Raw genomic sequence first — 23,803 nt, 5'->3', positions numbered from 1 at the left:
GCTTACGCCTCCTTGAACGGGAAGCCGAGGTGACGGAGAAGCGCGCGGCCCTCGTCGTCGTTGGTCGCCGTGGTGACCACGGTGATGTCCATACCCCGGGTACGGTCGATCTTGTCCTGGTCGATCTCGTGGAACATGACCTGCTCCGTGAGACCGAAGGTGTAGTTGCCACGGCCGTCGAACTGCTTCGGGGACAGGCCGCGGAAGTCGCGGATGCGCGGCAGCGCGAGCGACAGGGTGCGGTCCAGGAACTCCCACATGCGGTCGCCACGGAGCGTGACGTGGGCACCGATCGGCTGGCCCTCGCGGAGCTTGAACTGCGCGATGGACTTGCGGGCCTTGGTGACGGCCGGCTTCTGACCGGTGATCGTGGTGAGGTCGCGGATCGCGCCCTCGATCAGCTTCGAGTCACGGGCGGCGTCGCCGACACCCATGTTGACCACGATCTTCACGAGGCCGGGGATCTGCATGACGTTCTCGTACTTGAACTCGTCACGCAGCTTGCCCGCGATCTCCTCGCGGTACTTCGTCTTGAGACGCGGAGTGGTGGTAGCCATCAGATGTCCTCACCCGTCCGCTTGGCAACGCGGATCTTGTTGCCCTCGTCGTCGAAGCGGTAACCCACACGCGTGACGACCTTCTTGCCGTCCTTCTCCACGACCAGCTGGACGTTGGAGACGTGGACCGGAGCCTCGGTGGTCACGATGCCGCCGGCCTGGTTCGGGCCGGCCTTCGTGTGCTTCTTGACCCGGTTGACACCCTCGACGAGGACGCGCGAGTCGGCGGGGTAGGCCGCGATGACCTTGCCCTGCTTGCCCTTGTCCTTGCCGGTGATGACCTGGACCAGGTCGCCCTTCTTGATCTTCATGCTTACAGCACCTCCGGCGCGAGCGAGATGATCTTCATGAACTTCTTCTCGCGCAGCTCACGGCCGACGGGGCCGAAGATACGGGTGCCGCGAGGGTCGCCGTCGTTCTTCAGAATGACGGCGGCGTTCTCGTCGAAGCGGATGTACGAGCCGTCCTGACGACGACGCTCCTTGACGGTGCGAACGATGACCGCCTTGACGACGTCACCCTTCTTCACGTTGCCACCGGGGATCGCGTCCTTGACGGTGGCGACGATGACGTCACCGATGCCCGCGTAGCGGCGACCCGAGCCACCGAGAACACGGATGCAAAGGATCTCCTTGGCACCAGTGTTGTCGGCGACGCGCAGTCGCGACTCCTGCTGGATCACGTCTATCTCCTGATTGTCTGCCGGTTCCCGGCGGGGACCGCTGGTCGATCAGCGGTCCCCGCCGAGCCTGGCGGAACTGTTCCTAGGGGGTCCCCCTAGGAGGGATTACTTGGCCTTCTCGAGGATCTCGACGACGCGCCAGTGCTTCGTCGCCGACAGCTTCCGGGTCTCCATCAGGAGGACGCGGTCGCCGATGCCGGCGGCGTTCTGCTCGTCGTGAGCCTTGAGCTTGTTCGTACGGCGGATGACCTTGCCGTACAGCGCGTGCTTGACGCGGTCCTCGACGGCGACGACGACGGTCTTGTCCATCTTGTCGCTGACGACCAGGCCCTCGCGGACCTTGCGAGCGTTGCGCTCGCCCGCGGCGGAGCCGCTCTTGGCTGCAGTCTCAGTCACGTTGCTCTCGCTCATCAGGCGTTCTCCACCGTCTCAATGCCGAGCTCACGCTCTCGCATGAGGGTGTAGATCCGGGCGATGTCCTTACGGACCGCCCGGAGACGGCCGTGGTTCTCGAGCTGGCCCGTCGCCGCCTGGAAGCGGAGGTTGAACAGCTCTTCCTTGGCCTCGCGGAGCTTGGCGACAAGCTCCTCGTTGCCCAGCTCGCGCAGCTCGGACGCCTTGGTACCGGCCGACATCACAGCTCACCTGCCTCGCGCTTAACGATCTTGCACTTCATCGGCAGCTTGTGAGCCGCACGAGTCAGAGCCTCACGCGCGATCTTCTCGTTCGGGTAGGACAGCTCGAACATCACCCGACCGGGCTTGACGTTCGCGATCCACCACTCCGGCGAACCCTTACCGGAACCCATGCGGGTCTCGGCAGGCTTCTTCGTGAGCGGGCGGTCCGGGTAGATGTTGATCCAGACCTTGCCGCCACGCTTGATGTGGCGGGTCATCGCGATACGAGCCGCCTCGATCTGGCGGTTGGTCACGTACGCCGGCGTGAGGGCCTGAATGCCGTACTCGCCGAACGCGACCTGCGTACCACCCTTGCTCATGCCAGAGCGCTTGGGGTGGTGCTGCTTGCGGTGCTTGACCCTACGGGGGATCAGCATGTCGGTCAGGCCTCCGTTCCGGTGCTCTCAGCAGCCGGAGCGGCGGCGGCCTCGGCCTTGGGGGCCTCGGCAGCGGGAGCCTGCTGCGGCTTGCGACCGCGACCGCCACGCTCGCCACCGCGGCCACCGCGGCCGGCCGGGCGGTCAGCGCCGCCACGGGCCGGGCGGTTGCCGGCGCGGGCGGCGGCGTTCTCGGCGCGGACCTCGGCGATGTTCTTGACGTCGCCCTTGTAGATCCAGACCTTCACGCCGATGCGGCCGAAGGTCGTCTTGGCCTCGAAGAAGCCGTACTCGACGTTCGCGCGGAGCGTGTGCAGCGGCACACGGCCCTCGCGGTAGAACTCCGAGCGGGACATCTCGGCGCCGCCGAGACGGCCACCGCACTGGATCTTGATGCCCTTGGCGCCGGCCTTCATGGCGGACTGCATGCTCTTGCGCATGGCCCGACGGAAGGAGACGCGGGAGGAGAGCTGCTCGGCGACGGCCTGGGCCACCAGCTGAGCGTCCACCTCGGGGTTCTTGACCTCAAGGATGTTCAGCTGGACCTGCTTGCCGGTCAGCTTCTCCAGCTGGCCGCGGATCTTGTCGGCCTCGGCGCCGCGGCGGCCGATGACGATACCCGGGCGAGCGGTGTGGATGTCCACACGGACGCGGTCGCGGGTGCGCTCGATCTCAACCTTCGAGATGCCGGCGCGCTCCATGCCGGACGTCAGCATCCGCCGGATGGCGACGTCTTCCTTGACGTAGTCCTTGTACAGCTTGTCGGCGTACCAGCGGGACTTGAAGTCCGTGGTGATGCCGAGCCGGAACCCATGCGGGTTAACCTTCTGGCCCATTACCGGGTTCCTTCCTTGCTGCTGACGACCACGGTGATGTGGCTGGTCCGCTTACGGATCCGGTAGGCGCGGCCCTGGGCACGCGGACGGAACCGCTTCAGGGTCGGGCCCTCATCCACGTACGCCTCGCTGATGACCAGCGAAGAGGCGTCAGTGTGGTCGTAGTTGTGCGCGGCGTTGGCGATGGCGCTGTCCAGCACCTTGCCAACCGGCACGCTCGCGGCCTGCGGGGCGAAACGCAGGACCGCCTGAGCCTCCGTGGCGTCCATGCCACGGATAAGGTCCACCACGCGGCGGGCCTTCATGGGCGTGACGCGGATGTACCGCGCCTGGGCCCTGGCTTCCATGGTTGTCCTTCCAGTGTCTGTCATGGTCATTCCACCCCGCTACTAGCGGCGCTTCGACTTCCGGTCGTCCTTCACGTGACCCCGGAAGGTGCGCGTCGGCGAGAACTCGCCGAGCTTGTGGCCGACCATCGACTCGGTGACAAACACCGGAATGTGGGTCTTGCCGTTGTGCACCGCGATCGTGTGGCCGAGCATGGCCGGGATGATCATCGAGCGACGGGACCAGGTCTTGATGACGTTCTTGGTACCGGCTTCGTTCTGGGCGTCCACCTTCTTGACGAGGTGGCCGTCGACGAAGGGTCCCTTCTTGAGACTGCGCGGCATCTAAACCCGCTCCTAGCGCTTCTTGTTCGTCTTGCGGCGGCGGACGATGTACTTGTTCGAAGCCTTCTTCGGCGAACGCGTACGACCCTCCTTCTGACCCCACGGGGAGACCGGGTGGCGACCACCGGAGGTCTTGCCCTCACCACCACCGTGCGGGTGGTCGACCGGGTTCATCGCCACACCGCGGACGGTCGGGCGAACGCCCAGCCAGCGCTTGCGGCCGGCCTTGCCCCAGTTGATGTTCGACTGCTCGGCGTTGCCGACCTCGCCGATGGTGGCGCGGCAGCGGGCGTCGACCAGACGGATCTCGCCGGACGGCATGCGGAGGTGGGCCATGGTGCCCTCCTTCGCAAGCAGCTGCACGGAGGCGCCGGCGGAGCGGGCGAACTTGGCACCGCCACCGGGACGGAGCTCGATCGCGTGGATCGTGGTACCGACCGGGATGTTGCGGAGGGCCAGGTTGTTGCCGGGCTTGATGTCGGCCGTGGGGCCGTTCTCGACCCGGTCGCCCTGCGAGAGGCCGCGCGGGGCGATGATGTAGCGCTTCTCGCCGTCCGCGTAGTGGAGCAGCGCGATGCGCGCGGTGCGGTTGGGGTCGTACTCGATGTGAGCGACCTTGGCCGGCACGCCGTCCTTGTCGTGACGACGGAAGTCGATCACGCGGTAGGCGCGCTTGTGTCCGCCACCCTGGTGGCGCACGGTGATCCGGCCGGTGTTGTTACGGCCGCCCTTGCTGTGCAGGGGGCGGACCAGCGACTTCTCCGGCGTGGACCGCGTGATCTCGACGAAGTCGGCTACGGAGGAGCCACGACGGCCCGGCGTAGTCGGCTTGTACTTGCGGATACCCATTTCTCAGTCCTCGTCCGATATCGGACGACTCGACCGCCGTCAGGCGGTCGGGCCGCCGAAGATGTCGATTCGGTTGCCCTCAGCAAGGGTCACGATGGCGCGCTTGGTGTTGGCGCGCTTGCCGAAACCGGTGCGGGTGCGCTTGCGCTTGCCCTGGCGGTTGATCGTGTTGACCCCGGTGACCTTGACCGAGAAGACCGCCTCGACGGCCTGCTTGATCTGGGTCTTGTTGGAGCCGGGCGCGACGATGAACGTGTACTTGTTCTCGTCGAGCAGGGCGTAGCTCTTCTCGGAGACAACCGGCTTGACGAGGACGTCGCGCGGGTCCGTGAAGGTCTTGCTGGTGATCTCGGCCATCAGGCTTCGTTCCCCTCGTTGTCAGCGGCCTTGGGGCCAGACACGAAGGACTCGAGGGCGGCCTGGGTGAAGACCACGTCGTCAGAGCGCATCACGTCGTACGTGTTCAGCTGGCCCGGCTCCAGGATGTGGACCTGGGGCAGGTTGCGGGCGGACAGCCACGCGGCCTCGTCGGCGCGGTCGACGACCAGGAGCAGGTTCTTGCGCTCCGAGATCTTGCCGAACAGCGTCTTGGCGGCCTTGGTGGAGACGCCACCCTCGACCACGCCGGTGACGACGTGGATGCGGGAGTGGTTGGCCCGGTCGGAGAGGGCACCGCGGAGGGCGGCGGCCTTCATCTTCTTGGGGGTCCGCTGCGAGTAGTCACGCGGCACGGGACCGTGCACGACGCCACCACCGGCGAACTGCGGGGCGCGGGTCGAACCCTGACGGGCGCGGCCGGTGCCCTTCTGGCGGTACGGCTTCTTGCCACCACCGCGAACCTCGCCACGCGTCTTGGTCTTGTGCGTGCCCTGACGGGCCGCGGCCAGCTGCGCGACGACGACCTGGTGGATCAGCGGGACGCTGACCTTGGCGTCGAAGATCTCGGCCGGGAGCTCGATGGTCCCCGCCTTGTCGCCGGAGGGCGACAGAATGTCAATGGTGCTCATATCCTCAGGCCCCCTTGGCCGCGGTGCGGACCAGGACGAGGCCGCCGTTCGGACCAGGAACCGCGCCCTTGATGAGCAGCAGGCCCTTCTCCGCGTCAACGGCGTGAACGGTCAGGTTCTGGGTGGTCACGCGCTCGTTGCCCATACGGCCGGCCATGCGCATGCCCTTGAAGACGCGGCCCGGGGTGGCGCAGCCACCGATCGAACCCGGCTTGCGGTGCACACGGTGGGCACCGTGGGAGGCCTTGCCACCACGGAAGTTGTGGCGCTTCATGGCACCGGCGAAGCCCTTGCCCTTGCTCTTGCCGGTGACGTCGACCTTGATGCCCGCCTCGAAGACCTCGGCGGTGATCTCCTGGCCGAGGGTGTACTCGCTGGCGTCAGCGGTACGGATCTCGACGAGGTGACGGCGCGGGGTGACGTCGGCCTTGGCGAAGTGGCCCTTGAGGGGCTTGTTCACCTTGCGCGGGTCGATCTCGCCGAAGGCGATCTGGACCGACTCGTAGCCGTCGTTGTCGTTCGTACGCACCTGGGTCACGACGTTCGGGCCGGCCTTGACGACGGTCACCGGGACGACCCGGTTGTTCTCGTCCCAGACCTGCGTCATGCCGAGCTTCTCGCCCAGGATGCCCTTGATGTTCTTAGCCATCTCGCGCGTCACCTCAGAGCTTGATCTCGATGTCGACGCCCGCCGGCAGGTCGAGACGCATGAGCGAGTCGACCGTCTTCGGCGTGGGGTCGAGGATGTCGATGAGGCGCTTGTGCGTGCGCATCTCGAAGTGCTCGCGCGAGTCCTTGTACTTGTGCGGCGACTTGATGACGCAGTACACGTTCTTCTCAGTGGGCAGCGGCACCGGGCCCGCGACCGACGCACCAGTGCGGGTCACCGTCTCGACGATCTTCTTCGCCGAGGAGTCGATGACCTCGTGGTCGTAGGCCTTGAGCCGGATGCGGATCTTCTGTCCCGCCATGGCTACTTCGTAGTCCTGTCTCTGTATGTCCAACGCTCTGGAACCCGGTCGGTTCGCGTTCTTCTCCGACCCACGCGGTCGGGCGTGTCGCATTCCCTCTACGAAGAAGTCCCGAAGGATTTCCCAACCAAGGGGATGCGGGCCGTGGACCGCGAGCCGGGGGAGAACACCCACCGGGTGCCTGGTCTGCACCCCGCTCACGCTTCCCGGAAGATTCCCGTACGTCCGCCCCTGAGAAGGGACGACGAGTACTGTGGGACTCGCTTCCGGTCCTCCCGGCGGGAGGCGCGCAGCATCGGTACTCAACCGAGCAACCCCGCCAGTCTGCCATACGGCCCCTGCGGGCCGCCAATCAGGGTCCAAGACTGTACCCCACGTCACGTCCGCCCCCACCCGAGGGGCGCGCGGGCCCTCCTCCCCCGGCTCCGCCGCACGCACCGCGGGCGGCCCGGGGCACCGGCCGCTCAGTCCAGGCGGCGGGCCCGTTCCGTGAGGTGGCGGCGTTCCGGGGCGCTGGTGGTGCGGCGGGCCGCCTCGCGGTAGGCGGCGGCCGCGGCGGTGGTGTCGCCGGTCAGCTCCAGGAGGTGGGCGCGGGTCGCCAGGAGGCGGTGGTGGCGGGCCAGGCGCTTGTCGGCCGCCAGGGCGTCGAGCAGGGCGAGGCCCTCCCCCGGGCCGTGCGCCATCGCCACCGCGACCGCCCGGTTCAGGCTGACCATCGGGTTCGGGGCCACCCGCTCCAGGAGCGTGTACAGGGCGAGGATCTGCGGCCAGTCGGTCGCCTCCGCCGACTCCGCCTCGTCGTGGACCGCGGCGACGGCCGCCTGGAGCTGGTACGGGCCCACCCGGCCGCGCGGCAGGACGCGGCTGATCAGCCCGACGCCCTCCGCGATCAGGGCCGCGTCCCACCGGCCCCGGTCCTGGTCGGCCAGCGGGACCAGTTCGCCGTGCGGGCCGGTGCGGGCCGGCCGGCGGGCGTCGGTCAGCAGCATGAGGGCGAGCAGGCCCGCCGTCTCCTCGTCGTCCGGGACGAGCCGGTGCAGCAGGCGGGCGAGGCGGATCGCCTCCGAGGAGAGCTCCGGGGCGGTCAGCTCCTCGCCCGCGCTCGCCGTGTACCCCTCGTTGAAGACCAGGTAGAGCACGTGCCGGACCTCGGCGAGCCGGGCGGTGCGGTCCTCGCCCGCGGGCAGCGCGAGGGCGTCCCCGCCGGCCGCCCGTACGGTCTGCTTCGCCCGGCTGATCCGCTGCGCCATCGTCGCCTCCGGCACCAGGAAGGCCGCCGCGATCTGCGCCGTGGTCAGGCCGCCGACGGCGCGCAGGGTGAGCGCGATCCGGCTCGGCGGCGACAGGTCCCGGTGGCAGCAGAGGAAGAGCAGCGCGAGCGAGTCGTCCGCCCGCTCCCCCGCCTCCGCCTCGTCGGCGGCCGGTGCGAGGAGTTCGGCCGCCGGGGTGGCGAGCGCGACGCCGTCCTCGCGGCGGCGGCGCGCGGCCTCGCTCCGGACGAGGTCGACGTAGCGGCGCCGGGCGACGGCGAGCAGCCAGTTCCCCGGCCGCTCGGGCACGCCCTCGCCGGGCCACTGCCGGGCCGCCGCGATCAGCGCCTCCTGGACCGCGTCCTCGCAGCCGTAGAAGTCGCCGTGGCGGCGGACCATGGCGCCGAGGACCCGGGGGGCGTGGGCCCGCAGCAGCTCCTCGACGCCGGGGGTGTCCGGGCCGGTCACACGTCCGCCGCGGACTCGTGCAGGACCGGCCAGAGCTCGACCGGGTCGACGTCCGCGAAGGGCATGTCGGCGGCGATCTCCCGGGCCCGCTCGGGGGATTCGCAGTCCAGCAGGTAGAAGCTGGCCAGGTACTCCTTGGTCTCCAGGTAGGGGCCGTCGGTGACGGCCGGGGCGCCGTCCTCGCGGCGGACGAGCTGCGCGGCGGCGGCGTCGGCGAGCCCGTAGGCGCCGAGGAGTTCGCCGGTCTCGCGGTACCTGCGGTTGAACGCCTCCTGGCGGGCGATCGCCTCGGGCCAGGCGTCGGCGGGGAAGGAGTCCCACTTGGCCTGGTTGCCGTAGATCATCGCGACGTACTTCATCGGGTGTCCTCCCCGTTCCGCGCACCCCTGCGGCGCGCCGTCACCCTACGGTCGGAGCCGGTCCCGGAAGCTCGACATCCCCCGGAAAGATCTTCTGAAGAATCTTTCCGGGGGATGTCGGAGGGCGGTGCCGGGGTCAGATGACGCCCTGCGCCAGCATCGAGTCGGCGACCCGCTCGAAGCCGGCGATGTTGGCGCCGGTGACGTAGTCGCCGGGGGCGCCGTACCGCTCGGCGGTCTCGTGGCAGGTGCGGTGGATGTCGGTCATGATGCCGGCCAGCTCCTCCTCGACCCGGGCGGCGGACCAGGAGGTGCGGGAGTGGTTCTGGGCCATCTCCAGGGCGCTGACGGCGACGCCGCCCGCGTTGGCGGCCTTGCCGGGGCCGAAGGCGACGCCGGCCTGCTGGAGGAGGTGGACGGCCTCGGCGGTGGTGGGCATGTTGGCGCCCTCCGCGACGGCCTTGACGCCGTTGCGGATCAGCGCGGCGGCGTCGTTCTCGTCCAGCTCGTTCTGGGTGGCGGACGGCAGGGCGACGTCGGCCGGGACCTCCCAGACGCGGCCGCCGGGCACGAAGCGGGCGGAGGCGCCGCGCCGCTCGGCGTAGTCGGCGACCCGGCCGCGCTCGACCTCCTTGATCTGCTTGAGCAGGTCGAGGTCGATGCCCTTGTCGTCGTAGACGTAGCCGCTGGAGTCGGAGCAGGTCAGCGGGTTGGCGCCGAGGGCGAGGAGCTTCTCGATGGTGTACAGCGCCACGTTGCCGGAGCCGGAGACGACGGCGGTCTGGCCCTCCAGCTCCTCGCCGCGCTCGCGGAGCATGGCGGCGGCGAAGAGGACGCTGCCGTAGCCGGTGGCCTCGGGGCGGATCGCGGAGCCGCCCCAGCCCTGGCCCTTGCCGGTGAGGACGCCGGCCTCCCAGCGGTTGGTGATGCGGCGGTACTGGCCGAAGAGGTAGCCGATCTCGCGGCCGCCGACGCCGATGTCGCCCGCGGGGACGTCGGTGTGCTCGCCGAGGTGGCGGTAGAGCTCGGTCATGAAGGACTGGCAGAAGCGCATGACCTCGGCGTCGCTGCGGCCGTGCGGGTCGAAGTCGCTGCCGCCCTTGCCGCCGCCGATGCCGAGGCCGGTGAGGGCGTTCTTGAAGATCTGCTCGAAGCCGAGGAACTTGACGATGCCGAGGTTGACCGAGGAGTGGAAGCGCAGGCCGCCCTTGTAGGGGCCGAGGGCGCTGTTGAACTCGACGCGGTAGCCGCGGTTGACCTGGGTGCGGCCCCGGTCGTCCTGCCACGGCACGCGGAAGATGATCTGGCGCTCGGGCTCGACCAGGCGCTCCAGGAGGCCGGGCTCGGCGTACTCGGGACGGGCGGCGAGGACGGGCGCGAGCGTGTCCAGGACCTCGTGCACGGCCTGGTGGAACTCGGGCTGGGCCGGGTTGCGCCGTTCGATGTCGACGCGCAGGTGGTCGAGCGCGGAGCGGGCGGCGGCGGTCTCGGCGGTGGGCTGGGACGGCACGGAGTACCCCCTTCTGACGCGGGTGTGTGCGCCAGGGAAGCGGTGCGGAGCTCGGCGCCGTTGCCGAGCGTTGACGGGCGGCGTCCTCGCGCGCCCCCGCACCTGTCGGACCGCCGCCGGGCTCCACTGTTACATCCGAGTGAATGCACGCACCAGTAAGCGATCCCGTACGTCCGGAATACGAGACGGCGCGTACGGCCCGGTGAGGGGGCAACCACGCCCCCGGACCTGCCGTCTAGCAAGGGGCCGAACGTGTGGGCGGCCGTCGGGACCCCTGGGGGGAAGGGCCGCTTTCCGTGCACTCGTCACCGCTTTCGTATACGTCTTCCGATGCCGCCGGCGCGCCTTCGGGCGCCGCGCGGGGCGCGTCCCGGCGCGCGCTGCTCGCCGCCGCCGTCGCCGCCGCGGCGGGCACGGCGGCGGCCGGCTGCTCGGTGCCGGACGCGCGCCGGGCCGCGCCGGCCGCCGATCCGGCGCCCGGGAAGGCGCTCGCGGCGGGCGCCCCGGGCCGGGCGCTGCTGCTCCAGATATCCGCGCACCCGGACGACGACCTGTACTTCATGAACCCGGACTCGCAGCGCCTGTTCGACGCGGGGGTGCCGCTGGTCTCGGTCTACGTGACGGGCGGCGAGCACACCGGAGTGAACCGGATCGCGGGGATGCCGAGGACGGCCCCGGACCCGGCCGCGTACTCCTCCGCCCGCCGCCAGGGCCTGCGGCAGAGCTACGCGCGGGCGCTCGGCCTGCCGCTGTTCGCGCCGTGGCGGCGGACCGAGCTGCCCCTGGGCGGCGGCCGGGCGGCCGAGCTGGCGGTCCTCGCGCACGGCGGGCGGCGGGTGGAGCTGGTCTTCCTGGACCTGCCGATGCACACCCCGCGCCGCTACATGGCGGTGCCGGCGCTGTGGGAGGACCGGGCGCTGGAGCTGTCCCCGCACCGCTCGGCGGGCTCGCCGGTGCGCCGCCCGGGGCCGTACGACCACGACGGTCTGGTGGCGGCCCTGGTGGCGCTGCTGCGCCGCTACCGGCCGACCGTGGTGCACACCCTGGACCCGGATCCGGACGCGCAGCCGGGCGACGACGCGACCCGGCGGCGCGACAGCGAGCAGCCGGGCTTCTCGGACCACGGCGACCACACGGCGGTGGCCTGCTTCAGCTGGGCGGCGCTGATCCGCTGGGTGGCGGAGGAGGTGCGGGCCGGGGCGCCGGTGCCGGCCTTCACGGCGACGGCCTTCCGCGGCTACTACAACCGGCACTGGCCGAAGAACCTGCCGCCGGAGGTGCTCGCCGGGAAGGCGGCCCGGCTGGTCCCGTACGGCGGCGATCCGTCCTGGGCGTGCGGGAACCCGTCGGGCTGCGGCGACTACGGGGTGGGCGGCGACCGGCCGCTGACCAACCGGAAGGGCTGGGTGCGCTCGACCCACCACCGGTGGCCGGGGGCGGCCCCGCGCCTGGCGGCGGAGCCGGACGGGCGGATCGCCGCGTACGGGGTGCTGGGGCTGCGGGCGGTGCGCTGGCGGGAGGACCGGCCGGGGGCGTGGGGGCCGCCGGAGGACCTGGGCGGCGGGCCGCTGGCGCCCGCGCTGGGCTCGGCGGTGCTGCCGGACGGGCGGGTGCTGCTGTTCGGGGTCCGTTTCACGGCCCTGACGGGCCGTGGCGGGCCGAACGGGCGGGAGGTGGTGGTCCTGGAGCAGCGCTCCCCCGGCGGGCCGTTCCTGGCCTGGCGGGGGCTCGGCGGGCCCGACCGGGGCCCGGAGCGCGGCCGGCGGCTGGGCGTGCCGGTGGCGCTGGCCCTGCCGGACGGCCGGGTGCGGCTGTTCGTGCGGGACGCGGCGCGGGGGGTCGCGGAGCGGGTGCGGGCGGCGGACGGCTCCTGGGGGCCGTGGCGGGCGCTGCCGGGGGACGCGGTGGTGCAGGACGGTTTCGCCGTCTCGCTGGACGCGGCGGGCCGTACGCATCTGTACGCGGCGGGACCGGCGTCCGTACGGCACTGGGTGGACGGGCGGGAGGCGCCGGGGGCGCTGCCGGTGTCGGGGTCGGCGGTGGCGAGCGCGGGCGGCGGGCTGTACCACCGGCCGCCGGCCGCGGCGCGGCTGCTGGGCCCGGACGGCGCCGACGCGGGGCTGGACGGGTACGGGGAGGTGGCGGCGGTCCGTACGGAGGCGCTGGGCACCGTCCTGCTGGGCACGGGCGCCGACGGCCGGCTCCGGGTGCGGGCGGGCGGGCGCACCCGCGTGCGGCCCGGGGGTCCCGCGGCGCTCTCGGCGGGGCTGCTGGCGGCGCCGGGCGGGGTGGTGGTGGCGGGGCTCGGTCCGGACGGCCGCCCGTGGTCCTGGCGGCCCTGAGCCCCTGTGCCGTACGGGAAAAGCAGGAGGGCCCCGCACCTTTCGGTGCGGGGCCCTCCCGTTCACTGCGAGCAACTCGTGCGAGCTACCAGGTCAGTTCGAGATCAGGCGTTGATCTTGACGACCTGGCCGGCGCCGACGGTCCGGCCACCCTCACGGATGGCGAACTTGAGGCCCTCCTCCATGGCGACGGGCTGGATCAGCTCGACGGTCATGGAGGTGTTGTCGCCCGGCATGACCATCTCGGTGCCCTCGGGGAGGGTCACGACGCCGGTCACGTCCGTGGTACGGAAGTAGAACTGCGGGCGGTAGTTGTTGAAGAACGGGGTGTGACGGCCACCCTCGTCCTTCGACAGGATGTACGCCTGGGCCTCGAAGGAGGTGTGCGGCGTGACCGAGCCGGGCTTGATGATGACCTGGCCGCGCTCGACGTCCTCGCGCTTGATGCCACGGAGGAGCAGACCGACGTTCTCACCGGCCTGGCCCTCGTCGAGGAGCTTGCGGAACATCTCGATGCCGGTGACCGTGGTGGTGGTCTTCTCGGTCTTGATGCCGATGATGTCGACGGTCTCGTTGACCTTGAGGACACCACGCTCGATGCGGCCGGTGACGACGGTGCCACGACCGGTGATCGTGAAGACGTCCTCGATCGGCATCAGGAACGGCTTGTCGACGTCGCGCTCGGGCTGCGGGATGGACTCGTCCACGGCCTTCATGAGGCCGAGGAGCTTCTCGCCCCACTCCTTGTCGCCCTCGAGGGCCTTGAGCGCGGAGACGCGGACGACCGGCAGGTCGTCGCCCGGGAACTCGTACTCGGAGAGGAGCTCACGGACCTCGAGCTCGACGAGCTCCAGGATCTCCTCGTCGTCCACCATGTCGGCCTTGTTCAGGGCGACGACGATGTACGGAACGCCGACCTGGCGGGCCAGGAGCACGTGCTCCTTGGTCTGCGGCATCGGGCCGTCGGTGGCGGCGACCACGAGGATGGCGCCGTCCATCTGCGCGGCACCGGTGATCATGTTCTTGATGTAGTCCGCGTGACCGGGGCAGTCGACGTGGGCGTAGTGACGCTGCTCCGTCTGGTACTCGACGTGCGCGATGGAGATGGTGATACCGCGCTGGCGCTCCTCGGGAGCCTTGTCGATCTGGTCGAAGGCCGAGGCCTCGTTCAGGTCCGGGTACGCGTCGTGCAGCACCTTGGTAATGGCGGCCGTGAGGGTCGTCTTACCGTGGTCGATGTGACCGATGGTGCCGATGTTGACGTGCGGCTTAGTCCGCTCGAACTTCGCCTTCGCCACTGGGGTCCTCCTGGAGTGGTTCTGAACGCCTTGCTTCATCGGCGCCAGGTGATCTTTGCTGGGGTGCCGCCCGGCAGGGGGTGTCCCGTCCGGGACGGCCCCCCACCGTTCGGTGTCAAGCCTAAAGCGTGTGTGCGCGGTGCGTGGAACGCGGTGCGGTTACTCGCCCTTGGCCTTCGCGATGATCTCCTCGGCGACGTTCCGCGGAACCTCGGCGTAGGAGTCGAACTGCATCGAGTAGCTTGCGCGACCCGAGGTCTTGCTGCGGAGGTCGCCGACGTAGCCGAACATCTCCGACAGGGGCACGAGGCCCTTCACGATGCGGGCACCGTGACGCTCCTCCATGGCCTGGATCTGGCCACGGCGGGAGTTGATGTCGCCGATGACCTCGCCCATGTAGTCCTCGGGCGTGGTGACCTCGACGGCCATCATCGGCTCAAGGAGCACGGGGGAAGCCTTGCGCGCGGCCTCCTTGAAGGCCTGCGAACCGGCGATCTTGAACGCGAGCTCGGAGGAGTCGACCTCGTGGTAACCACCGTCGTGCAGGATCACACGGACGCCGGTCATCTCGTAGCCGGCCAGGATGCCGAACTGCATGGCCTCCTGAGCACCCGCGTCCACCGAGGGGATGTACTCCTTGGGGATGCGGCCACCGGTGACCTTGTTCACGAACTCGTACGAGGCCTCGCCGCCCTCGATCGGCTCGATGCCGATCTGGACCTTGGCGAACTGACCCGTACCACCGGTCTGCTTCTTGTGCGTGTAGTCGACGCGCTCGACGGCCTTGCGGATCGTCTCGCGGTAGGCCACCTGCGGCTTGCCGACGTTCGCCTCGACCTTGAACTCGCGACGCATGCGGTCGACGAGGATGTCGAGGTGGAGCTCGCCCATGCCACCGATGATGGTCTGGCCGGTCTCCTCGTCCGAGTGCACCTGGAAGGAGGGGTCCTCCTCCGCGAGACGCTGGATGGCGACACCCAGCTTCTCCTGGTCACCCTTGGACTTGGGCTCGATCGCGACCTGGATGACCGGCGCCGGGAAGTCCATGGACTCCAGGATGACCGGGCTCTTGTCGTCGCACAGCGTCTCACCGGTGGTGGTCTGCTTCAGGCCCATGACGGCGACGATGTCGCCGGCGCCCACCGAGTCGATCTCCTCACGCTTGTTCGCGTGCATGCGGTAGATCTTGCCGATGCGCTCCTTCTTGCCCTTCACGGAGTTCAGCACCGCGGTGCCGGCCTCCATGCGGCCCGAGTAGACCCGGACGAAGGTGAGCTTGCCGAGGTGCGGGTCGCTCGCGATCTTGAACGCGAGGGCGGCCAGCGGCTCGTCGTCGGACGGCTTGCGCTTGACGACGACCTCGGCGTCCTTGACGTCGTGGCCCTCGATGGCCTCGACGTCGAGGGGCGACGGGAGGTAGCGCACGACCGCGTCGAGCAGGGGCTGGACGCCCTTGTTCTTGAACGCGGTGCCGCAGAACACCGGGGTGACCGTGGTCTCGCCACCGGCGCCGGAGGCGATGGTGATGCGACGGACGGCGGCGTAGATCTGCTCCTCGGTGGGCTCGACGCCCTCCAGGAACAGCTCCATGAGCTCCTCGTCGTTCTCCGCGACGGCCTCGATGAGCTTGCCGCGGTACTCCTCGGCGAGCTCCTGGAGGTCGGCCGGGATGTCGACGACGTCGTACATCTCGCCCTTGCTGGCCTCGGCGGAGTACACCAGGGCCTTCATGCGGACGAGGTCGACGACACCCTGGAAGTCGGCCTCGGCACCGATCGGGAGCTGCATCACGATCGGGGTCGCGCCGAGGCGGTTCACGATCATGTCGACGCAGCGCAGGAAGTCGGCGCCGGTGCGGTCGAGCTTGTTGACGAAGCAGATGCGCGGAACGCCGTAGCGGTCCGCCTGACGCCAGACGGTCTCGGACTGGGGCTCGACACCGGCGACGCCGTCGAACACCGTCACCGCGCCGTCGAGCACGCGGAGCGAACGCTCCACCTCGACGGTGAAGTCGACGTGGCCCGGCGTGTCGATGATGTTGATCGTGTGATCGACGTCCTCGAGCGGCCAGTGGCAGGTGGTGGCAGCGGACGTGATCGTGATGCCACGCTCCTGCTCCTGCTCCATCCAGTCCATCGTGGCGGCGCCGTCGTGGACCTCACCGATCTTGTACGAGACGCCGGTGTAGAACAGGATCCGCTCGGTGGTGGTCGTCTTGCCCGCGTCGATGTGCGCCATGATGCCGATGTTGCGCACCTTGGCAAGGTCAAGCGAAGTGGTAGCCATATCGGCTCAGTCTTCTCTCGGTCTCGATGTGGGTTGCGACTACCAGCGGTAGTGCGCGAAGGCCTTGTTGGACTCGGCCATCTTGTGCGTGTCCTCGCGCTTCTTGACCGAAGCACCCAGGCCGTTGGAGGCGTCCAGGAGCTCGTTCATCAGGCGCTCGGTCATGGTCTTCTCGCGGCGGGCGCGGGAGTAACCGACGAGCCAGCGCAGCGCGAGGGTGGAGGCACGACCGGGCTTGACCTCGATCGGCACCTGGTAGGTGGCGCCACCGACACGGCGGGACTTGACCTCGAGAGCCGGCTTGACGTTCTCGAGGGCGCGCTTCAGCGTGACGACCGGGTCAGCACCGGTCTTCTCGCGCAGGCCCTCCATGGCGCCGTAGACGATGCGCTCGGCGGTGGAGCGCTTGCCGTCGAGCAGGATCTTGTTGATCAGCGACGTGACAAGAGGAGAACCGTAGACCGGGTCGATGATGACCGGGCGCTTCGGGGCGGGGCCCTTACGAGGCATTCTTACTTCTCCTTCTTGGCGCCGTAGCGGCTGCGGGCCTGCTTGCGGTTCTTGACACCCTGGGTGTCGAGGGAGCCGCGGATGATCTTGTAACGAACACCAGGCAGGTCCTTCACACGGCCACCACGCACGAGCACGATGGAGTGCTCCTGCAGGTTGTGTCCCTCACCCGGGATGTAGGCCGTGACCTCGATGCCGCTGGTCAGACGCACACGCGCGACCTTACGGAGGGCCGAGTTCGGCTTCTTCGGGGTGGTCGTGAACACACGCGTGCAGACGCCACGGCGCTGGGGCGAACCCTCGAGTGCGGGCGTCTTGTTCTTCTCGACCTTGTCCTGCCGGCCCTTCCGGACCAGCTGCTGGATCGTAGGCACTACTTCTCCGGTTTCTGTGTGCCGTGAGTACTACTAACCTGGAACATTCACCGACCCACGCGGTCGGGCGTGTCGGACCCGGCGGACCCCCCGCTCAAGCGCGGAAGGGGCACGGATCGCGGCGGCCGATATCTGACTCGCCGTGCGGCTGTGGACACGCACGGGAGCCCAGGCACACCCCAGGCACAAGGCATGAGCGTACCTATCGCACGGACTGCGGTCAAAAGAAAAGCCCACGCCGCCGGAAGGCCGGGCGGCGGATCGCGCGCCGGGCGGGTCCGGAAGGGGCGCCCCCCTCCCCCTCGGAACCCGCCCGTACGGGGTCAGTCGCGGGCCGCCCGGCGGGCCTCGGCGGCCGGTCCGTCCTCCGCCGCGTCCGCGTCGGGCTCCAGGAACTGGTTGACGACCTTGACGAAGACGCCCATGCGGTCGTCCGGGACGCCCAGCCAGCGGGCGAAGTCCTCCATGGTGGGCTGCCAGTCGGACGGCGGGAGGAGGTCCGCCGCGAGCGGCAGCTCCTCCGGGCTGACCCGGCCGGACCGGATCAGCATGTCGCGCACGGAGACCCCGAGCAGCGGGGCGATGCGGCGCATGGTCTCCAGGTCGGGCATGCTCTGCCGCTGGAGCAGGCGGGTCACCGCGGCGCGGTGGACTCCGGCCTCGTCCGCGATCCGGGACTTCCCGCCGCCGCGCGGGCTGTCGATGTCGTAGCCGCGCCGTCTCATCAGGTCTTCGACCCAGCCGGCGAACTCGTCGAGTCCTCGAGTGCTCATGCTCTACCGCTCCCTCATCATCCCCACCCTCCGGGCCGCCATCCTAGCGTGCTTGCGCGCAAAGAATTACGTGCTTTCGGGCGCGCAATCGTGTCGAAAGGGCGTCGAAACGAAGGAGGCGCCTCCACATCACTAGTTGCGAGCTCGCGCGCAACATGTCACTCTGCGGTCGCCGCACTCGCCGGCCCCCCGCGCCCCGGGCACCCCACGGGTCCCCGGCGCACCGGAGGCCCCGGACCGTGGAGAGAACCGCCTTGTCCCCACCCGACCCGACCCCCTGGCAGGCCGCCGCCGCGTGCGCCGGCCTCTCCCCGTCCGTCGTCTTCGCCCGCCGCGAGCGACAGGCCGCCCCGGCCCTGCGGGCCTGCGCCGTCTGCCCCGTCCTCCGCGAGTGCGAGGAGGCCGTCGCCCCCGCCGAGAGCTGGTTCGACGGCGTCTGCGCGGGCCGCGTGTGGCGCAACGGCCGCCCGGTGACGCCCCGTTCCTCCCGGAAGGGGGGCGGAGTCCTCCGTACGGCCGCCGGTCGCGCCGGCACGGCCGGCGCCGAAGCCCCGGTGGCCGGCGTCGGCACCGGGGGCGCGTTCGACGCGTTCGAGCTCGCCGCCCGGCTCGACGCGGCGGGACTCGCCGTCGCCGCCCGCGCCGGAGGCCGCCGTGGCTGAGCCGACCGCCCCGGGCACCGAGGCCGTCCTGCGGGACACGCTCCTCTGGGCCGCCGCCCTCGTCCGCCGCTTCCCCGAACTCGCCGAGGAGCTGGCGCCCGGCCGCCGCTCCCCCGCCGGCACCCGGCCCGCCGCCCCCTCCCCCGGCGACGCCGAACTGCTCCGCAGGGAGCGGCGGGAGGCGCTGCTCCTGGAGCAGCGGCACGGGCTCGCCGTCCCCGGCCACGGCGCCGCCCCGATCCGGCTGCACGTCTCCGACTGCATCCGGGACGTCACCGACGGGGTGGTGGAGCTGGAGGAGGCCGTCCGCTCCCGGCTGGGGCTGCCCCGGCCGCCGCGGGCCGGCGTCACCGAGCGGCTGCGCCGGATCGCCGGCCTGCTGGACGGGATCGGGGCCCACCCGGACCTGGCCCGGCACGTGCGGGACGAGGTCCGGCGGATGGCCCGCCGGTGCGCGCGGACGCTCGGCGAGGCGGAGCCCGTGGTGCGGGTGGCGGGCCGTTGCCCCTGGTGCGACTCGGTCTCGCTGCGCGCCTTCCCCGACCGCCGGGCGGTGCTGTGCGTCAACCCGGCCTGCGTGTGCGTGGATCCGGTGTGCGGCTGCCAGGACGATCCGGCCTACCGCCACCTGTGGCGGGAGGACGAGTGGCGGGAGCTGGCGGACGCGTCCGGGGCCCGTACCGAGGAGATCGAGACGGCGATGGACGGCACGGAGGACGACCCCGGGACCGGTGCCGACACCGGGACCGGCACGGACACCGACACCGAGGAGACCGCGTGCTGAAGCCGGCGCACCTGCCCGCCCTGATCCCGGGGCCGCTCGCCGCCGAGGAGGCGGGGGTCGCCCCCGCCACCATCCGGAAGTGGGTGCAGCTCGGTCACCTGCGGGCCGCGGGCCGGGCGGGGCGGGCGCAGCTCTTCCGCCTGGAGGACGTCTTCGCGGCGGAGCGGGCGGCCCGCCGCCGGCCCCGCACCGCCTGATCCCCGCCGCCCGATCCGTACCGCCCGACCCGTACCGCTCGTTCCGTACCGCTCGTTCCGTACCGCTCGTTCCGTACCGCGAAGGGCCCCTTCTCCCACCGGAGGAGGGGCCCTTTCCTCATGCCTCCAGGAAGGCGTGGAGCGAGCGCGTCAGCCGGGCGGCGAAGCGCTCGCGGACCTCGTCGGGGACGCGGTCGAGGGAGAGGTAGGGGTTGAGGTCCTCCAGCTCGACCAGGAGCAGGGCGCCGCCTCGGGTGCGGCAGGCGTCGACGCGCTGGATGCCGTGGTCGAGGGTGTTCCAGTCGATGAAGCCGCGGGCGAAGTCGAGGTCGGCCGGGGTGGGTTCGTACGGCTCCAGGACCCAGCGGCGCCCGGGGTCGGGGGCGTACAGGGCGTACTGGAGGTCGTCGTCGACGAAGTAGAAGGAGACCTCGTACGCGAAGTCGACGCGCGGCTGGACGAGGAGCCCGCCGTCCGCCGCGAGCCCGGCCAGTTCGGCCAGTTCGGCGTACGGGACGAAGCGCAGGCCGATGGAGTCGGCGCCGGCCTTCGGCTTGACCGCGTACAGCTCGGCCGCGGGGAGGAGCGGCAGGTCCTCGGGGCGGTCGACGGTGGGGATGACGGGGCGGCCCTCGGCGGTGAGGTCGAGGAGGTACTGCTTGCCGGCCATGTCTCCGCGGCCGTGCGGCGGGTTGTAGACGCGGGTGCCGAGGGCGGCGGCGCGCTCGCGGAACTCCTCGTACGCCTCCCGGTGGTGGAGGACGGGGCCGCTGTTGCGGACGACGACGGCGTCGAAGCCGGTCATCAGGGCGGCGGCGTCGCGCGGGTGGCAGAGGGCCAGGTCGAAGGAGTCGCGCAGGCGGGCGGTGAGGCCGATGTCCTCGTCGCAGTAGCGGCGGCCGCGGGCGGGGTAGGCGAGGTCGGTGACGTAGAGCAGGCGGGGGCGGGCGGCGGACACGGGCGGCTCCCTCGGTCGGGTGGCGGTCAACCTACCCGGGCCCCGAGGGAACGTTTCTTCGGGGGTTCGGCGCCCCCTTTCCCGAACTAGTTGCGTGCGCGCACGCTCTCTGTCACAGTTGGCGCAGCGGCGGAGCTGTGCCCGGACGAAAGGGCGCGGCTCCGCCGTCGGCCGTCCGGGCGTGCTCCCGCGCCCCGCCCCCTCCCCGCCGGAGCCCCGGACGGCCCGCCCCCTCCGCCCGCCCGTCCACCGCTCCCTCCCGAGGAGAATCCGCGATGACCACTCCCCCGAGTGCCTTCCCGGACGTCGAGAAGCTGGTCGTCGACGTCCTCAAGGCCGACCCGGCGCTGGCCGGGGCGGTGCTCGCCGTCCAGCCGCCCGCCGGCTTCGACGGCACCCAGGCCGCCGTCCTGGTGAACCGCCGCGGCGGCGCCTGGATCGGCGACCTGCACGTCGACATGCCGCTGATCGAGTTCGAGGTGTACGGCCCCACCAAGGAGGCCGCCCACGTGCTCGCCAACGGCGCCCGGCGCGCCCTGCTCGCCGCCATCGGCACCCGCATCGGCGCGAACAACGTCGTCCACGACGTGGAGGAACAGGACGGGCCGCGCTGGCTGCCCGACTACCTCTACCGGGGCGCCCACCGCTACCTCTGCGTGCTGCGCCTCTCCCTGACGGTCTTCTGACCCGGGCCGTCCCCCGACGGCCCCCACCCCGCCGCCGACCGGCGGCCCGAGCGCGCCCCCCGGGCCGCTCCCCCCAGACGAGGCCCCGCCGACCGGCGGGGCCTTCGCCGTACCCGGACCCTCCGCACCCGCATCCGCACCGGTCCGGGCGCGGCACCCATCCACCCAAGGAGACATCACCATGGCAGGAAACAACTCGGCCGAGATCCGCGTCGCCGGCACCGGCAAGCTCTTCGTGGCCAAGGCCGGCTCGCCGCTCCCGACCTTCACGGCCGACGGGGCCGGCGACTGGCCGTCCGCGACCTGGACGAACCTCGGCTACACCACCGGTGACGGCGTCACCTTCTCCAAGAAGGACAAGCTGGAGCCGATCGACACCTGGCAGTCGGTCTCCCCGGTGCACTTCATCTACTCCAGCCGCGACCTCTCGCTGAAGTTCTCCCTGCTCCAGTTCAACGAGGACACGCTGCCGTTCTTCATGGGCGGCGGCCAGGTCGAGCCGGAGTCGGCGACGTCGACCGACACGTACAAGTACGAGATCGCCGAGCGTCCGTACGCGGACGCCCGCGCCCTCGGCCTGGAGTTCACCGACGTGAAGGTCGGCGGCGTCGCGGTCACCTACCGCTTCGTCATCCCGCGCGGCCAGGTCACCGCCTCCGACGACATCAAGCTGGCCCGCAAGGCGGCGTCCACCCTGGGCGTCACCTTCACCGCCATGTCGAACGGGGACGGCGCGCCGCTGGCGACCTTCCTCATGAAGGACGGCCAGTACGGCACGGCCTCGGCCTGATCCCCCTCCGGGGCGGGACGGCCGCGCGCCGTCCCGCCCCGCCCCTCCTTCCGTACGCACCCCCTCAAGGAGTACGCATCACCATGGCCCGCTTCGACGTCAACGCCGCCCGCGCCCAGCGCCAGGAGGCGCACGGCCGCACCTGGTCCTTCGAGCTGGACGGCGACACCTTCACCCTCCCGACGGAGCTCTCCCGCGCGGTCGCCAAGGGGCTGCGCAAGCTGGACGACAACGACGTGGACGGTCTGCTCGCGCTCCTGATGGGGCCGGACCAGTTCGCCCGCTTCGAGGAGCACGACATCACCATGCAGGACATCGCCGCGATCCTGGAGGCGTACGGCAAGGAGACCGGGCTCGGCCTGGGGGAAGACTGAGCCTCGTCGAGTTCGTCGACGAACACGCCGAGGCCCTTGAGGCGGACCTGATCCGCTACTACGGCGTCGACCTGCTCGACTGGCACCGCGGCGCGCTGTCCAGCCGGCGGGTGCTGGCCCTGGTCAAGCACCTGCCGAGGGGCAGCGCCGTCCACCGCGAGCTGCACGGCGAGGCCGCCGAGTGGTCGGTGACCGACCATCTGCTGGCGGCGGCGGTGGACCACCTCGCCGCCGCCAACTGGATGTTCGTCTGCGCCAACACCGGCGAGGACGACGAACGCCCCGACCCGCCGAAGCCGGTGCCCCGGCCGGAGTACGGCGACCCGGACGGCGGGGACGACCCCGGCGCGACGGCCCGAGAGGGCGGGGGCGGGGAGCCGGAGGAGGCCGTCCCGACGGTGTCCGCCGGTGAACTCGCCCGCTTCTTCGGCTGATCCCCGCCCGCCGCGGGTCCGCCGCCCCGCCCCTGGTCCGCTCCCGTCAGGGGGCGGACTCCGGGGGTGCTTGCGGGGTACGGTCCGCCGCCAGCTCCTCCTCCAGGGCCTTGGCCCGCTCGGAGAGCCGCCGGCCCCGGCCCGGACGCTGGTCCGGGCCGGCCGGGTCGGCGTCCCGGCGGTCGCCGGCCGGGGGCTGCTGGGCCGGCACGTGGGCCAGCGGCGGGACGATCGGCCGGCCGCCCTTGCCGCGCACCACCTTCCGCACGGTCTGCGGGGCGCGGCGGGCGCGGCTCTCCTGGGCCGTGACGAGGACGTCGGGCTCCGGGTCCGGGGCGGGTTCCTTCTGGTGCTCGGGCTCCGGCTCGGGTTCCGGTTCGAAGCCGGGTCCGGTGCGGGCGAACCGCTCGCGCTCCCGGCGGACCCGCTCCTCCGCCTCGACGACGGCGGCCGGCGGTTCGAGGAGCCGGGCGAAGGGCAGGGTGATGACCCGGGCCCCGTCGTGCGGGCCGCCGGGGTCGCCCCGGCGCTGCGGCCTGCGGACGCCCCGGGCGTCGTCCTGCCCCTGCGCGTACGCGTCGGCGACGCGGCGCTCGTACTCCCTCCGGATGCCCGGGAGTTCCTCGGAGACGGCCTCGGCCCAGCCCGAGGTGAACGCGCCGGTCTCCCGGCGGTCCAGCTCGGACCTGGGCAGCACGAGGAGCTCCTCGGGGGCGTACCCGTGGACGTGGACGAGTTCGGAGAGCCGTGCGAAGAGGTGCGGCAGATCGGGGTGGGAGGCGAGCCAGTCGACCATCCGGTCCCGCCGGTCGGCTCCGGGCTCCGTATCCATGCGTCAGTACTGCCTTCCAGCCCCCTGGGTCCCCCGCGCGCACCTCGCGCCCCTCGCCCCCGTCGTGGTCGGGTCCAGGGGCGCGCACCAGGTTACCCGGTCGAACATTCGCGGTTTCCAGCCGCCAACTCGTTCGAGAACCTGACGAGAAGACGTCACGTCAGACGTTTCCCGCTCGACAAACGCCGAGTGGGTGGACCACACTCTGTTCGCACAGAAACTCGCACAACAGTTCGAATACGTGGTGCCCCCGCTCCTCACTCCGCGGCGCCGCCACACGCACGGGCAA

Annotated in this window: 32 protein-coding genes; 8 read left to right on the top strand and 24 right to left on the bottom strand. The window is 71.1% G+C overall.

Going from position 1 to position 23,803, the window contains the following annotated elements; all coding sequences use genetic code 11:
• Window positions 1–2: 2 nt before the first annotated feature.
• The 17 genes from rplE to gdhA form a co-directional block, all read right to left on the bottom strand.
• A complete protein-coding gene (gene rplE, locus IE219_RS02415; protein ID WP_106979021.1) occupies window positions 3–560 on the bottom strand; it encodes a 50S ribosomal protein L5 in 558 nt (185 codons plus the stop codon).
• Window positions 557–868: a 50S ribosomal protein L24 gene (gene rplX / locus IE219_RS02410; RefSeq protein WP_189974770.1), complete on the bottom strand. Its 312-nt coding sequence runs from the start codon at window positions 866–868 to the stop codon at window positions 557–559. The genes rplE and rplX overlap by 4 nt, the downstream gene beginning before the upstream one ends.
• Window positions 869–870: 2 nt before the next feature.
• Window positions 871–1,239 (bottom strand): 50S ribosomal protein L14, encoded by a 369-nt coding sequence (gene rplN, locus IE219_RS02405; protein WP_003956455.1) that lies wholly within the window; start codon window positions 1,237–1,239, stop codon window positions 871–873.
• A gap of 105 nt (window positions 1,240–1,344) precedes the next feature.
• Window positions 1,345–1,650, bottom strand: coding sequence for a 30S ribosomal protein S17 (rpsQ, locus tag IE219_RS02400; RefSeq protein ID WP_229849540.1), 306 nt, complete (start codon window positions 1,648–1,650; stop codon window positions 1,345–1,347).
• A complete protein-coding gene (gene rpmC, locus IE219_RS02395) occupies window positions 1,650–1,874 on the bottom strand; it encodes a 50S ribosomal protein L29 (RefSeq protein WP_030494258.1) in 225 nt (74 codons plus the stop codon). Before rpmC ends, rpsQ begins: the two co-directional genes overlap by 1 nt.
• Window positions 1,874–2,293, bottom strand: coding sequence for a 50S ribosomal protein L16 (gene rplP / locus IE219_RS02390; protein WP_015035580.1), 420 nt, complete (start codon window positions 2,291–2,293; stop codon window positions 1,874–1,876). Before rplP ends, rpmC begins: the two co-directional genes overlap by 1 nt.
• Window positions 2,294–2,298: 5 nt before the next feature.
• The gene (gene rpsC, locus IE219_RS02385) at window positions 2,299–3,129 is read right to left on the bottom strand and encodes a 30S ribosomal protein S3 (protein ID WP_030759375.1); all 831 of its coding nucleotides are present in this window, start codon (window positions 3,127–3,129) and stop codon (window positions 2,299–2,301) included.
• Window positions 3,129–3,476: a 50S ribosomal protein L22 gene (gene rplV / locus IE219_RS02380; protein WP_004571827.1), complete on the bottom strand. Its 348-nt coding sequence runs from the start codon at window positions 3,474–3,476 to the stop codon at window positions 3,129–3,131. Before rplV ends, rpsC begins: the two co-directional genes overlap by 1 nt.
• A 42-nt stretch (window positions 3,477–3,518) precedes the next feature.
• Window positions 3,519–3,800: a 30S ribosomal protein S19 gene (gene rpsS, locus IE219_RS02375; protein WP_015035577.1), complete on the bottom strand. Its 282-nt coding sequence runs from the start codon at window positions 3,798–3,800 to the stop codon at window positions 3,519–3,521.
• Between the two features lie 12 nt (window positions 3,801–3,812).
• Complete coding sequence (rplB, locus tag IE219_RS02370; RefSeq protein ID WP_189974768.1) at window positions 3,813–4,649, bottom strand: 50S ribosomal protein L2; 837 nt, start codon at window positions 4,647–4,649, stop codon at window positions 3,813–3,815.
• 39 nt (window positions 4,650–4,688) lie between these two features.
• On the bottom strand, window positions 4,689–5,006 hold the full coding sequence (rplW, locus tag IE219_RS02365; protein ID WP_030759382.1) for a 50S ribosomal protein L23: 318 nt from the start codon (window positions 5,004–5,006) through the stop codon (window positions 4,689–4,691).
• Window positions 5,006–5,656 (bottom strand): 50S ribosomal protein L4, encoded by a 651-nt coding sequence (gene rplD, locus IE219_RS02360; RefSeq protein ID WP_189974767.1) that lies wholly within the window; start codon window positions 5,654–5,656, stop codon window positions 5,006–5,008. The genes rplW and rplD overlap by 1 nt, the downstream gene beginning before the upstream one ends.
• Before the next feature lie 4 nt (window positions 5,657–5,660).
• On the bottom strand, window positions 5,661–6,305 hold the full coding sequence (rplC, locus tag IE219_RS02355; protein WP_189974766.1) for a 50S ribosomal protein L3: 645 nt from the start codon (window positions 6,303–6,305) through the stop codon (window positions 5,661–5,663).
• Window positions 6,306–6,318: 13 nt separating this feature from the next.
• A complete protein-coding gene (gene rpsJ / locus IE219_RS02350) occupies window positions 6,319–6,627 on the bottom strand; it encodes a 30S ribosomal protein S10 (protein WP_003948644.1) in 309 nt (102 codons plus the stop codon).
• A gap of 464 nt (window positions 6,628–7,091) precedes the next feature.
• On the bottom strand, window positions 7,092–8,345 hold the full coding sequence (locus tag IE219_RS02345; protein ID WP_189974765.1) for an RNA polymerase sigma factor: 1,254 nt from the start codon (window positions 8,343–8,345) through the stop codon (window positions 7,092–7,094).
• Window positions 8,342–8,704, bottom strand: coding sequence for a YciI family protein (locus tag IE219_RS02340; protein ID WP_189974764.1), 363 nt, complete (start codon window positions 8,702–8,704; stop codon window positions 8,342–8,344). Before IE219_RS02340 ends, IE219_RS02345 begins: the two co-directional genes overlap by 4 nt.
• 136 nt (window positions 8,705–8,840) lie before the next feature.
• Window positions 8,841–10,214: an NADP-specific glutamate dehydrogenase gene (gene gdhA / locus IE219_RS02335; RefSeq protein WP_268256825.1), complete on the bottom strand. Its 1,374-nt coding sequence runs from the start codon at window positions 10,212–10,214 to the stop codon at window positions 8,841–8,843.
• Between the two features lie 296 nt (window positions 10,215–10,510).
• Between gdhA and IE219_RS02330 the strand changes: the two genes are divergently transcribed.
• Window positions 10,511–12,556, top strand: a complete 2,046-nt coding sequence (locus tag IE219_RS02330; RefSeq protein WP_189974763.1) for a PIG-L family deacetylase — start codon at window positions 10,511–10,513, stop codon at window positions 12,554–12,556.
• 104 nt (window positions 12,557–12,660) lie between these two features.
• Here IE219_RS02330 and tuf read toward each other — a convergent pair whose 3' ends face one another.
• The 5 genes from tuf to IE219_RS02305 all read right to left on the bottom strand — a co-directional run bounded on the left by tuf (window position 12,661) and on the right by IE219_RS02305 (window position 17,797).
• Complete coding sequence (gene tuf / locus IE219_RS02325) at window positions 12,661–13,854, bottom strand: elongation factor Tu (protein WP_043230265.1); 1,194 nt, start codon at window positions 13,852–13,854, stop codon at window positions 12,661–12,663.
• Window positions 13,855–14,013: 159 nt separating this feature from the next.
• The gene (gene fusA, locus IE219_RS02320; RefSeq protein ID WP_189974762.1) at window positions 14,014–16,140 is read right to left on the bottom strand and encodes an elongation factor G; all 2,127 of its coding nucleotides are present in this window, start codon (window positions 16,138–16,140) and stop codon (window positions 14,014–14,016) included.
• A 39-nt stretch (window positions 16,141–16,179) separates the two neighbouring features.
• On the bottom strand, window positions 16,180–16,650 hold the full coding sequence (gene rpsG / locus IE219_RS02315) for a 30S ribosomal protein S7 (protein WP_030494244.1): 471 nt from the start codon (window positions 16,648–16,650) through the stop codon (window positions 16,180–16,182).
• A gap of 2 nt (window positions 16,651–16,652) precedes the next feature.
• A complete protein-coding gene (rpsL, locus tag IE219_RS02310) occupies window positions 16,653–17,024 on the bottom strand; it encodes a 30S ribosomal protein S12 (protein ID WP_003948652.1) in 372 nt (123 codons plus the stop codon).
• A 323-nt stretch (window positions 17,025–17,347) separates the two neighbouring features.
• Window positions 17,348–17,797, bottom strand: a complete 450-nt coding sequence (locus IE219_RS02305) for a helix-turn-helix domain-containing protein (protein ID WP_189974761.1) — start codon at window positions 17,795–17,797, stop codon at window positions 17,348–17,350.
• A 254-nt stretch (window positions 17,798–18,051) separates the two neighbouring features.
• Between IE219_RS02305 and IE219_RS31530 the strand changes: the two genes are divergently transcribed.
• From IE219_RS31530 to IE219_RS02290, 3 genes are read left to right on the top strand one after another with little or no spacing between them, the layout of a single operon-like run.
• The gene (locus IE219_RS31530; protein ID WP_229849539.1) at window positions 18,052–18,459 is read left to right on the top strand and encodes a WhiB family transcriptional regulator; all 408 of its coding nucleotides are present in this window, start codon (window positions 18,052–18,054) and stop codon (window positions 18,457–18,459) included.
• Entirely contained in the window at window positions 18,452–19,243 is a 792-nt protein-coding gene (locus IE219_RS02295) for a hypothetical protein (protein WP_229849538.1), read from the top strand. The genes IE219_RS31530 and IE219_RS02295 overlap by 8 nt, the downstream gene beginning before the upstream one ends.
• Complete coding sequence (locus IE219_RS02290; RefSeq protein WP_229849537.1) at window positions 19,237–19,440, top strand: MerR family transcriptional regulator; 204 nt, start codon at window positions 19,237–19,239, stop codon at window positions 19,438–19,440. Before IE219_RS02295 ends, IE219_RS02290 begins: the two co-directional genes overlap by 7 nt.
• 118 nt (window positions 19,441–19,558) lie before the next feature.
• On the opposite strand, the gene IE219_RS02285 is transcribed toward IE219_RS02290, so the two are convergent.
• A complete protein-coding gene (locus tag IE219_RS02285) occupies window positions 19,559–20,398 on the bottom strand; it encodes an ATP-grasp domain-containing protein (protein ID WP_189974760.1) in 840 nt (279 codons plus the stop codon).
• Between the two features lie 275 nt (window positions 20,399–20,673).
• On the opposite strand from IE219_RS02285, the gene IE219_RS02280 reads away from it, so the two are divergent.
• From IE219_RS02280 to IE219_RS02265, 4 genes are all read left to right on the top strand, one after another.
• Complete coding sequence (locus tag IE219_RS02280) at window positions 20,674–21,084, top strand: hypothetical protein (RefSeq protein ID WP_189974759.1); 411 nt, start codon at window positions 20,674–20,676, stop codon at window positions 21,082–21,084.
• A gap of 181 nt (window positions 21,085–21,265) precedes the next feature.
• Window positions 21,266–21,874, top strand: coding sequence for a phage tail tube protein (locus IE219_RS02275; protein ID WP_189974758.1), 609 nt, complete (start codon window positions 21,266–21,268; stop codon window positions 21,872–21,874).
• A gap of 83 nt (window positions 21,875–21,957) precedes the next feature.
• A complete protein-coding gene (locus IE219_RS02270; protein ID WP_189974757.1) occupies window positions 21,958–22,248 on the top strand; it encodes a hypothetical protein in 291 nt (96 codons plus the stop codon).
• Between the two features lie 113 nt (window positions 22,249–22,361).
• Window positions 22,362–22,682: a hypothetical protein gene (locus IE219_RS02265; protein ID WP_189974974.1), complete on the top strand. Its 321-nt coding sequence runs from the start codon at window positions 22,362–22,364 to the stop codon at window positions 22,680–22,682.
• Window positions 22,683–22,728: 46 nt separating this feature from the next.
• Here the strand turns inward: IE219_RS02265 and IE219_RS02260 are convergent, their stop codons facing one another.
• Entirely contained in the window at window positions 22,729–23,514 is a 786-nt protein-coding gene (locus IE219_RS02260; RefSeq protein WP_189974756.1) for a hypothetical protein, read from the bottom strand.
• Window positions 23,515–23,803 lie beyond the last annotated feature (289 nt).

It is taken from the genome of Streptomyces termitum, assembly GCF_014650175.1.
Classification (GTDB): domain Bacteria; phylum Actinomycetota; class Actinomycetes; order Streptomycetales; family Streptomycetaceae; genus Streptomyces; species Streptomyces termitum.
This window is presented reverse-complemented; position numbering and strand designations above follow the sequence as displayed.

Coding starts and splice junctions, on each gene's coding strand:
- IE219_RS02280 (WP_189974759.1), top strand. CDS start 20,674: ATGACCACTCCCCCGAGTGCCTTCCCGGACGTCGAGAAGCTGGTCGTC.
- rpmC (WP_030494258.1), bottom strand. CDS start 1,874: ATGTCGGCCGGTACCAAGGCGTCCGAGCTGCGCGAGCTGGGCAACGAG.
- rplX (WP_189974770.1), bottom strand. CDS start 868: ATGAAGATCAAGAAGGGCGACCTGGTCCAGGTCATCACCGGCAAGGAC.
- rplC (WP_189974766.1), bottom strand. CDS start 6,305: ATGGCTAAGAACATCAAGGGCATCCTGGGCGAGAAGCTCGGCATGACG.
- rplP (WP_015035580.1), bottom strand. CDS start 2,293: ATGCTGATCCCCCGTAGGGTCAAGCACCGCAAGCAGCACCACCCCAAG.
- IE219_RS02305 (WP_189974761.1), bottom strand. CDS start 17,797: ATGAGCACTCGAGGACTCGACGAGTTCGCCGGCTGGGTCGAAGACCTG.
- IE219_RS02340 (WP_189974764.1), bottom strand. CDS start 8,704: ATGAAGTACGTCGCGATGATCTACGGCAACCAGGCCAAGTGGGACTCC.
- rpsC (WP_030759375.1), bottom strand. CDS start 3,129: ATGGGCCAGAAGGTTAACCCGCATGGGTTCCGGCTCGGCATCACCACG.
- rpsQ (WP_229849540.1), bottom strand. CDS start 1,650: ATGAGCGAGAGCAACGTGACTGAGACTGCAGCCAAGAGCGGCTCCGCC.
- rplD (WP_189974767.1), bottom strand. CDS start 5,656: ATGAGCACCATTGACATTCTGTCGCCCTCCGGCGACAAGGCGGGGACC.
- rpsG (WP_030494244.1), bottom strand. CDS start 16,650: ATGCCTCGTAAGGGCCCCGCCCCGAAGCGCCCGGTCATCATCGACCCG.
- IE219_RS02260 (WP_189974756.1), bottom strand. CDS start 23,514: ATGGATACGGAGCCCGGAGCCGACCGGCGGGACCGGATGGTCGACTGG.
- rplW (WP_030759382.1), bottom strand. CDS start 5,006: ATGGCCGAGATCACCAGCAAGACCTTCACGGACCCGCGCGACGTCCTC.
- rpsS (WP_015035577.1), bottom strand. CDS start 3,800: ATGCCGCGCAGTCTCAAGAAGGGACCCTTCGTCGACGGCCACCTCGTC.
- rplV (WP_004571827.1), bottom strand. CDS start 3,476: ATGGAAGCCAGGGCCCAGGCGCGGTACATCCGCGTCACGCCCATGAAG.
- IE219_RS02270 (WP_189974757.1), top strand. CDS start 21,958: ATGGCCCGCTTCGACGTCAACGCCGCCCGCGCCCAGCGCCAGGAGGCG.
- rpsJ (WP_003948644.1), bottom strand. CDS start 6,627: ATGGCGGGACAGAAGATCCGCATCCGGCTCAAGGCCTACGACCACGAG.
- fusA (WP_189974762.1), bottom strand. CDS start 16,140: ATGGCTACCACTTCGCTTGACCTTGCCAAGGTGCGCAACATCGGCATC.
- rplB (WP_189974768.1), bottom strand. CDS start 4,649: ATGGGTATCCGCAAGTACAAGCCGACTACGCCGGGCCGTCGTGGCTCC.
- IE219_RS02275 (WP_189974758.1), top strand. CDS start 21,266: ATGGCAGGAAACAACTCGGCCGAGATCCGCGTCGCCGGCACCGGCAAG.